The following is a 2,076-nucleotide window of genomic DNA, read 5'->3' as shown; positions in this document are numbered from 1 at the left end:
GCCGCCCGGCCGCCCGGGATCCGGTGCCCCTGCGGGGCCGGGCCACTCCCCTGGGTGACAAAGGTGGGGCGGTCGCACTTCTCCTGCCGGACCTCGTATGGTCTTTCCCGTGTTGGAGGAGATGCGGATACGGTCGCTCGGAGTGATCGACGACGCTGTGGTCGAGCTGTCGCCCGGCTTCACCGCCGTCACCGGTGAGACGGGCGCGGGCAAGACCATGGTGGTCACCAGCCTGGGACTGCTGCTGGGCGGACGCGCGGACGCGGGCCTGGTACGGATCGGGGCGCGCAACGCCGTCGTCGAGGGGCGGATCTCCGTGCCCGAGGACGCCCCGGCGGCCGTCCGGGCCCAGGAGGCCGGGGCCGAGCTCGACGACGGGGCCCTGCTGATCAGTCGTACCGTTTCCGCCGAGGGACGCTCCCGGGCCCATGTGGGCGGGCGCAGCGTGCCGGTGGGGCTGCTCTCCGAACTCGCCGACGAACTCGTCGCCGTGCACGGGCAGACCGACCAGCAGGGGCTGCTGAAGCTCTCCCGGCAGCGGCAGGCGCTCGACCGGTACGCCGGTGACGCGGTCGCCGTGCCGCTCGCCAAGTACACCGAGGCGTACAAGCGGCTGCGGGCCGTCTCCGCGGAGCTGGAGGAGATCACCACCCGTGCGCGCGAGCGGGCCCAGGAGGCCGACATGCTGCGCTTCGGGCTGGAGGAGATCGCCGCCGTCGAACCGCGCGCCGGCGAGGACGTGGAGCTGGCGGAGGAGGCCGAGCGGCTGGGGCACGCCGAGGCGCTGGCGTCGGCCGCGGCGGCCGCGCACGCCGCCCTCGCGGGCAATCCGGAGGACCCCGAGGGCGTGGACGCGGGGACGCTCGTCGCGGGCGCCCAGCGGGCCCTGGAGGCGGTCCGGGCGCACGACCCGGCGCTGGCCGCGCTCACCGACCGGATCGGCGAGATCGGCATTCTGCTGCGCGACGTGGCCGGGGAGCTGGCCGGGTACGCCGACGACCTGGACGCCGACCCGCTGCGGCTCGCCGCGGTCGAGGAGCGGCGCGCCGCACTCACCGGGCTGACCCGCAAGTACGGCGAGGACATCGCCGCCGTGCTCGCCTGGGCCGAGCAGAGCGCCGCACGGCTGACCGAACTGGACGGCGACGACGAGCGGATCGAGGAGCTGACGGCCGAGCGGGACGCGCTGCGCGCCGAACTCGGCGGTCTGGCGCAGACGCTGTCGCAGGCGCGGGCCGAGGCGGCCGAGCGGTTCGCGGCGGCCGTGACCGAGGAGCTGGCCTCGCTCGCCATGCCGCACGCCCGGGTGTCGTTCGACATCCGGCAGACCGAGGACCCGGACGGCGTCGAGGTGAACGGACGCACCGTGGCCTACGGCCCGTCGGGCGTGGACGAGGTCGAGCTGCTGCTCGCCCCGCACCCGGGGGCGCCGGCCCGGCCGATCGCCAAGGGCGCCTCCGGCGGTGAGCTGTCCCGGGTGATGCTCGCCGTGGAGGTGGTGTTCGCCGGCACCGACCCGGTGCCGACGTATCTCTTCGACGAGGTCGACGCGGGCGTCGGCGGCAAGGCGGCCGTGGAGATCGGGCGGCGCCTGGCGCGGCTGGCGAAGACCGCGCAGGTCGTGGTGGTCACGCATCTGCCGCAGGTGGCGGCGTTCGCCGACCGGCAGCTGCTGGTGGAGAAGACCAACGACGGGTCGGTCACCCGCTCCGGGGTGAAGGTGCTCGAAGGCGAGGAGCGGATCCGGGAGTTGTCCCGGATGCTGGCCGGCCAGGAGGACTCCGAGACGGCCCGCGCCCACGCCGAGGAACTGCTGGCGACGGCCCGCGCGGACCTCTGACCGGCGGGCCGTGAGCCGGCGGGCGGGTGCTCCGCAGTCCGACGGGCCGGTGCTCGTAGCCCGGTGGGCGGGTGCTCCGTAGCCCGGTGGGCGGGTGCTCCGTAGCCCGGTGGGCGGGTGCGCCGCAGCCTGACGGGCCGGTGCCTCGTAGTCTGGCGGGCGTGGTCGCCCAACGCCCGTGCAGAGCCGCCTCCTTCACCCGCGCCGCAGCCCTCACCGCCGCCGCACAGGCGGCG

The 2,076-nt window shown here is 75.6% G+C and carries 1 protein-coding gene; it reads left to right on the top strand.

Features of this window, described 5'->3' with window-relative positions; translation table 11 throughout:
• Positions 1-97 precede the first annotated feature (97 nt).
• On the top strand, positions 98-1,840 hold the full coding sequence (gene recN / locus ABD207_RS29500; protein ID WP_344016305.1) for a DNA repair protein RecN: 1,743 nt from the start codon (positions 98-100) through the stop codon (positions 1,838-1,840).
• Positions 1,841-2,076 lie beyond the last annotated feature (236 nt).

The organism is Streptomyces thermospinosisporus (assembly GCF_039526425.1).
Classification (GTDB): domain Bacteria; phylum Actinomycetota; class Actinomycetes; order Streptomycetales; family Streptomycetaceae; genus Streptomyces; species Streptomyces thermocarboxydovorans.
This window is presented reverse-complemented; position numbering and strand designations above follow the sequence as displayed.

Bases quoted from the DNA above. Each gene is read 5' to 3' on its own strand.
- recN (WP_344016305.1), top strand. From the start codon at position 98: ATGGTCTTTCCCGTGTTGGAGGAGATGCGGATACGGTCGCTCGGAGTG.